Origin of the sequence: Myxococcus vastator (genome assembly GCF_010894475.1) — a bacterium.
GTDB lineage: Bacteria > Myxococcota > Myxococcia > Myxococcales > Myxococcaceae > Myxococcus > Myxococcus vastator.
Genome location: NZ_JAAIYB010000453.1, coordinates 1 through 6,524, shown reverse-complemented (window position 1 = coordinate 6,524; position 6,524 = coordinate 1). Strand labels below are relative to the sequence as shown.

Sequence of the window (6,524 nt, the reverse complement as noted above, 5' to 3'; positions counted from 1 at the left end):
CGCTGGATGGGCGGGTGGAGCGCGAGCCCTTCGCGCCGGTGCGTCCGGGGATGGAGGTGCGGGTGGACGGGCAGGTGCGGCACCTGGTGGCGCCCGTGTTGGCGCTGATGTTCCACAAGCCCGCGGGGCTGGTGGTGCACGGCTCGGACGCCGAAGGCGTGGGCACCGTGTTCGAGTGTCTGCGTGAGCGCCTCACGCCTCCGCTGCGCGACCATGAGTGGCTCGCGGTGGGCCGCCTGGACCGGGACACCACGGGGTTGCTGCTCTTCACCAACGACGAGCGCCTGGTGCAACACGGGACGTCGCCCGAGCGGCACCTGCCCAAGCGCTACGTGGCGGGCGTGGTGGGGCCGCCACCGGAGGAGGCGCTCCGCCGACTGCGCGAGGGCCTGGTGCTGGAGGACGGTCCGACGCGGCCCGCGGGGGCCCGGCTGCGCGCGCCGGACGTGGTGGAGCTCACCCTGACGGAGGGGCGCAACCACCAGGTGAAGCGGATGCTGGCGGCGGTGGGACATCCGGTGCGGACCCTGCACCGCGAGGCCGTGGGCGGCGTGACGCTGGACGTGCCCGAGGGCGCGTGGCGGTTGCTGACGGACGGGGAGGTGACCCAGGGGTTGTCCTTCGCCCTTTCCTGAGGCCGCGCCCGCCGCGTGTAGACTTCGACGCCATGAACGTTTCCGCGGCCCGTGAGCGTGGCGGCATCCCCGCGCGGGCCTTCTGGACTGGTGTCTTCGGCGTCACGACGGCCTTCAGCCTCTTCTGCCTGGGCGTCGAGTACACGCCGGACTCGCTGCACTACCTCTCCGTGGCGCGTGGGCTGGTGTCGGGCTCGGGGCTGTCGGGCACGCTGCTCGCGGTGGACACGGCCATGCCTCGGCCGCTGGACTTGTGGCCGCCCCTGTTCCCCATGGCCTGGGCCGCCCTGTTGTGGCTGGGGCCGGACGCGGCGGTCATCACCCTGCACCTGCTGTGCTTCGCCGTGCTCGCCGCGGCGCTCTTCTCCATGGCCCCCGAGGGGCAGGGCGCGCGCTACCTCTGGACGTGCGCGGTGCTCATCGTCCTCTACCGTCCCTTCGGGCACGTGGCGGCGGCGGCGTGGTCCGAGCCCCTGTGCGTCGCGTTGCTCGCGCTCGCGCTGGCGCGGGAGGTCCGGGGCGCGGACAGCGTCGGCCGTTCCTTCCTGGTGGGGGTGCTGCTGGGCCTGGCGGTGCTGACTCGCTACGCGGCGCTGTTCGTCCTGCCCGGGCTCCTGTGGTGGCGCTTCGTCCGGGCACGTGAGGCGGGAGGGGCGCGGCGGCACGCGGTGCATGCGCTGGCGCTGGGCGCGGGGCTCGGGCTCGTGGTGGCGCCGTGGTTCGTCCGGAACGTCGCGTTGTTCGGCCGGGCCCTGGGGCCGCCGCGGGCGCCGCGTGGCGCGGGGCTCGTGTCCTCGCTGCTCAGTGGGGTGGAGACCCTGCTGGGGGAGGCGTCCTTCGGCGCGTTCGGTGTGCTCTGCGTGGCGGCCACGGTGTGGTTGCTGATGCGTGCGCCGCGTGGCGTTTGGCGTGAGGACCTGCCGGACGCGGCGCTGGAGCGGCTGCGGCCCGCGGCGCTGATGGCCGTGTCGTATGTCGCGGGCCTGTTCTGGACGGCCACGCGCACGCAGATGGACACGCTGGATGGCCGGCTGCTGGCGCCGCTGGGCGTGGGGTTGGTGCCAGTCACGGCGGCGGTGTTGGTGTCGCTCGTGGAGCGTTCCCGGTTGATGTCGGCTCCGGTGCTCGTCACCACGGGCGTGGTGGTGGTGGCGGGACACCTCTGGGCGCCGCTGCACGCGCGCGTCCGTCAGCCCCGGCAAGGCTTCAACCACCTCCGCGAGCGCATCGCCCCGCTGCCGGCGTGGGTGGAGGCCCACGTCACCGAGCGGGACCTGCTCCTGGGGCCGCAGCTCTGGTGGGTCCACCCGTTCTCGCGTGCCCCCGTGGTGGCGGATGGCTACCCCGAGCGAGGCTTCCTGACGCGCCAGACACTGGGGCCCTACCTGCGGCAACACGGCGCCGCCTACGAGCGCTTCTTCTGGGTCGATACCAAGCCTCCTCCCGTCGACGCGGCTGTCTTCGAGGCCGTCGAGGTCGCCCGGTTGGGGACGAACGCCTACTGGTCCACCGTGTGGAACACCGTCTGGGAGATTCGTCCCGTGGACCGCGCGTCTCCCGTGGACGGAGCCGGACGCGAGGCGGCGCCCGCGCCGTAGGCCCGCGCCCCGTGCGCCTCAGCGCTCGCGCGCGGCGAGGTCCTCGACGATGCTCCGGATGCTCCGGGCCAGCGCCAGACTGGTGGGGAGGTCCCGGCCGAGGAGACGCGGCACGCCGGTGGCCACCTGGGCGGAGTTGGTGAAGACGCAGGCGCTCACCTGGTCGAGCTGCGCGAACGAGACCGGCCGCTCGACGATGGGCAGCGTCCCCACGTGCCCGGCCTCCAGGAGCACTTCGCGGATGATGCCGGGCAGACACGGCGCGGACAGGGGCGGCGTGATGAGCGCTCCGTCGCACTGGAAGAAGACGTTGGCCGTGGGGAGCTCGCAGACCTCGCCGGCCTCGTTGCCGAGCAGGGGCAGGCGCTCCATCACGCTGAACTGTCTGAAGTAGGCGAGGCCCTTGTGATTCAGCGTGGACTCGCCGCGGCGGTAGGCCCCCGGCTCCTGACTGTCCAGGGCTCGCCCCTCGCGGTGCAGCCGCTCCAGGTCCGGGGCGTGCGCGCGGAAGGTGAGCAGCACCCGGCCATCACTTGCCGACAACTTGCCCACACCTCGGAACGCGGGCCCCATCGGGGCGTCGGCGCGCAGGCAGCGCGCAATCGCTTCGCGCACCGCGGCTTCGGTGAGGTGCTCCGGCGGCGGCGCGCGGACGGCGCCGGGAAAGGCGGCCAGGCTCGAGCGCAGCCGCGCCAGGTGCCGGGCGAGGAACCAGGGCTCGCCAGCCTCGATGCGGAAGGTGGTGAAGAAGCCCGCGCCGAAGAAGAAGCCCTGCGCGAAGTCCCGCAGGCGCAGGTCCTCCCAGCGTCGTACCTCGCCGTCCACCGCGACCGTGGAGAACATGGCGGCCTCCTGTGCGCTCAGCGCGCCGGCTCCAGGAAGTTGGCGAGCAGCCGAGGCCCCTGGGGTGTGAGGAACGATTCGGGATGGAACTGGACGCCTTCCAGGCGCGGCAGCTCACGGTGCTTGAGGCCCATGATGAGCCCGTCCTGCCACGCCGTCACCTCCAGGCACGCCGGCAGGCGCTCCGCGTCCACGACCAGCGAGTGATAGCGGGCCGCGGTGAAGGGGGAGGGCAGTCCTCGGAAGATGCCCTGGCCCGAGTGCTCGATGGCCGCCGTCTTGCCATGCACGGGCACCGGTGCGCGCACCACCTTCGCGCCGAACACCTGTCCCAGGCACTGATGTCCCAGGCACACCCCGAGCACGGGCACCCGTCCACCCAGGGCCCGGATGACGTCCATGGACACGCCTGCTTCGTGAGGCGTGCAGGGACCGGGTGAGATGAGGATGTGGTCGGGCCGGAGCGCTTCGACCTGCGCCACGGTGATGGCGTCGTTGCGCACCACCTTCAGCTCCGCGCCCTGGGCGCCCAGCGCCTGCACGAGGTTGAAGGTGAAGGAGTCGAAGTTGTCGATGACGAGAATCATCCCTGGCGCTCCACCGACGCCAGGGCCAGGAGCTGCGAGCGCGCCTTGTTGAGCGTCTCCTTGTATTCCTGCCGGGGCTGCGAGTCGTGGACGATGCCGCCCCCCACCTGCGCGTAGGCCCGGCCGTCCTTCACCACCAGCGTGCGGATGACGATGTTCAAGTCCAGGTCACCCGTGAAGGACAGGTACCCCAGCGAGCCCGTGTAGAGCCCCCGCGCATGAGGCTCCAGCTCGGTGATGATTTGCATCGTGCGCAGCTTCGGCACGCCCGTAATCGTGCCTCCGGGGAAGAGCGCGCCCACGACGTCCAGCGGCTCCACACCCGGCGCGAGCTGGCCGACGACCTCCGATTCAATGTGGAGGACGTGGGCGTACTCGACGATGTCCATCAGCTTCGTCACTTCGACCGAGCCATAGGTGCACACGCGGCCCAGGTCGTTGCGCTCCAGGTCCACCAGCATGGCGTGCTCGGCGCGCTCCTTCTCGTTGGTGCGCAGCTCGTGGACGAAGCGCGCTTCCTCTTCGGGCGTGCCCCGCCGGCGCGTACCGGCGATGGGCCGCGTGGTGGCTCGGCCGTTCTCCACGCGCACCAGCCGCTCCGGTGAGGCGCTGACGACGTGGAAGCCGTCACCTTCGAGATAGCTGGCGAAGTGGACGGGGTTGATGGCGGACAGCGTCTCGTAGAGCGCGAGCGGCTCGCCGGGGAAGGCCACCTCCAGTCGCTGGGAGAGATTGACCTGATACGTGTCACCGGCGCGGATGTACTCGCGCACGCGCTCGACCGCGTCCAGGTAGGCCTCCTGGGTGAAGTTGGAGCGGTACGCCGCGGAGGGCCCGTCCATCGCGGGTGGCGCGGGTGGCGCCGTGGGCGTCGCCGTGCGGACGTGGGCCTCCAGTGCGTCCAGCCTGCGCTCACAGTCCTCCCTGTCCGAGCCCGTGGCCACCGCGAGCAGCTGGCCCTCGTGGTGGTCCACCGTCAGGAAGGTGTCGATGAATGACATTGAGATGTCGGGCAGGCGCAGGTCGTCCCGGGGGTGCCGGGGCAGGGATTCGAAGGAGTGCGCGGCCTCGTAGCCGAAGAAGCCCACCGCGCCGCCGCAGAAGAGCGGCAGTCCGGGATGACGCACGCCACGCCACCGGCGCAGCAGCGAGCGCAGCACCTCCAGCGGCGCGCCCTGTTGGCGCGCGTCGTCAATGAAGCACTGTCCCTCTTTCGCGGTGAAGCGCAGGAAGGGCTTCGCGCCGAGGAAGGAATAGCGCCCTTCTGTGCTGACCCGGGTGCTCTCCAGCAGGAACCGGCCCTCCGTTGGGAGGGCGCGCAGGAGGTCCACGGGACGCAGCGCCGCGAGCGGGAGCCGCCGTACCACGGGCACCTGATTGTAGCCCTGGGCCACGAACGCCTCGAAGGACGTCCGGTCCGGGAAGTGCGTGGGCGAGGGCGAGGGCGGGCGGCTCATGTCGAGGCGCTTGATACCAGGAACCGAGACGGCCGCCGCCTGGAAGGAACGTTCCGTCCAGGCCGCCTCGGAGATGGGACCCCTGGGCGGGGCGTCGCGGTGGAATGAACGTTCCGTCCGCGCTGTAGGCAGTGCCGTCAGCGTGAGCCGCGTTCCAGGGTGCGGCGTGCCTCCTTGAGGATTTCGTCCTCGGAGAGTTGCTCGGTGCGAACCGTGGAGCGGTCCGCCTTCAGTTGCTGGACCTTCCCCTCTCTCAAGACGTGAAACTGGCCCTGCTTCTGGCCGGGGAGGCGGGTTTCCGCGTCAATCCGGGCCTCGGTGAACATGGGCTTGAGCTTCTTCAGCGCGTTGTCTTCCTTCACCCCGCCGACGAACCAGGAGCGCACGTTCTCCCGGCACTTGTAGTCCAGGTCCCCAGGACTCTGCGTGGCCAGCATGACGCCCACGCCGGCCGAGCGTGCGCGCTTGAGCAGGTTCTCCATCGGCTGTTTGGTCGCGGGTTTGCTCGTCGCGGGCAGGTACATGTCTGCTTCGTCGAAGAGCAGCACGGCCTGGAGCTTGGAGGCGGGGTGTTGGCTGGTCCAGCGGTTCGTCTCCAACAAGAGCTGCGCCACCCAGAAGAGGATGCGGTTGTTGTCCCCCAGGTACTTGGTGCTGATGATGCTCAGCCGCGTCTTGCCCGGCGTGCTCGCTGCTCCGAGCCCAAGCAGGTCACTGATATCCAGCCGCTCTCCACCGGTTGCCAGCAGGGGGCGGAGGTCGAGCCGGAGCACTTCGAGGTCCTGGGCGAGCTTGGCGAACGTCTTGGTCGGCAGGCCCCCCGTTTCCTGCCGGAGCGACTCGTCCTGCTCCGCGACGAACTTCTGGACCATGTCCAGGGTCAGTTCGTTACCAGCGGGCCGCTGGACCAACAGGCGCAAGGCCTGCGTGAGCAGCGCCCTGGCCGCTCTGTCGTTGGGACTGGTCTTGTATTCAAGCATGCCCGCGATGGCATCCGCGGCCTGCTGCACGCCCTGCTCACGCTCTTCCGGCGACAGGCTTTCGAGGCCGCGTGGAATCACGGGAATGGCCAGCGGCCGTCCATCGGAGCGGCCCGGCGTGTAGAGCGCGACTTCGACGCGCTCGCGCAGCAGGCGGCGCCGCTCGATGAGGACGGGGTCGTCCAGGTGTTCTTCCCAGGAGAGGTCGCGCGCGTACGCGGCGAGGTCCCCCTTCCGGTCGATGAGGATGGCGGGCACGCCTCGGAGGAGCAGTTGCTCCAGGACGTTGAGCGCCAGCGTCGTCTTTCCGCTCCCCGTGGTGCCCAGGAAGGCGCTGTGCCGGGTCAGCTCGGAGGGGTCCACGGTCACGACCTGGCTGAACACGCCTTCCGAGGAGCCAATCCGCAGCGGCCCCGTGAGGGAT

General features: G+C 70.7%; 6 protein-coding genes. 2 read left to right on the top strand and 4 right to left on the bottom strand.

All coding sequences use genetic code 11. The features are described 5' to 3' along the window. Positions 1-635, top strand: a 635-nt coding sequence (locus G4D87_RS31155; RefSeq protein ID WP_163786335.1) for a pseudouridine synthase, incomplete at its 5' end; no start/stop codon positions are given. A 32-nt stretch (positions 636-667) separates the two neighbouring features. Next, positions 668-2,233 carry a hypothetical protein gene (locus G4D87_RS31150; RefSeq protein ID WP_163786334.1) on the top strand — a complete coding sequence of 522 codons (1,566 nt, stop codon included), beginning with the start codon at positions 668-670 and terminating at the stop codon, positions 2,231-2,233. A gap of 18 nt (positions 2,234-2,251) precedes the next feature. Here the strand turns inward: G4D87_RS31150 and G4D87_RS31145 are convergent, their stop codons facing one another. From G4D87_RS31145 to G4D87_RS31130, 4 genes are all read right to left on the bottom strand, one after another. Beyond that, on the bottom strand, positions 2,252-3,076 hold the full coding sequence (locus tag G4D87_RS31145; RefSeq protein ID WP_163786333.1) for an aminotransferase class IV: 825 nt from the start codon (positions 3,074-3,076) through the stop codon (positions 2,252-2,254). A 17-nt stretch (positions 3,077-3,093) separates the two neighbouring features. Further along, complete coding sequence (locus G4D87_RS31140) at positions 3,094-3,663, bottom strand: anthranilate synthase component II (protein ID WP_163786332.1); 570 nt, start codon at positions 3,661-3,663, stop codon at positions 3,094-3,096. After that, a complete protein-coding gene (locus tag G4D87_RS31135; RefSeq protein WP_163786331.1) occupies positions 3,660-5,120 on the bottom strand; it encodes an anthranilate synthase component I family protein in 1,461 nt (486 codons plus the stop codon). The genes G4D87_RS31140 and G4D87_RS31135 overlap by 4 nt, the downstream gene beginning before the upstream one ends. A gap of 137 nt (positions 5,121-5,257) precedes the next feature. After that, the coding region (locus G4D87_RS31130) for an ATP-binding protein (protein ID WP_163786330.1) at positions 5,258-6,524 on the bottom strand (1,267 nt) is incomplete at its 5' end.

Coding starts and splice junctions, on each gene's coding strand:
- G4D87_RS31140 (WP_163786332.1), bottom strand. CDS start 3,663: ATGATTCTCGTCATCGACAACTTCGACTCCTTCACCTTCAACCTCGTG.
- G4D87_RS31135 (WP_163786331.1), bottom strand. CDS start 5,120: ATGAGCCGCCCGCCCTCGCCCTCGCCCACGCACTTCCCGGACCGGACG.
- G4D87_RS31150 (WP_163786334.1), top strand. CDS start 668: ATGAACGTTTCCGCGGCCCGTGAGCGTGGCGGCATCCCCGCGCGGGCC.
- G4D87_RS31145 (WP_163786333.1), bottom strand. CDS start 3,076: ATGTTCTCCACGGTCGCGGTGGACGGCGAGGTACGACGCTGGGAGGAC.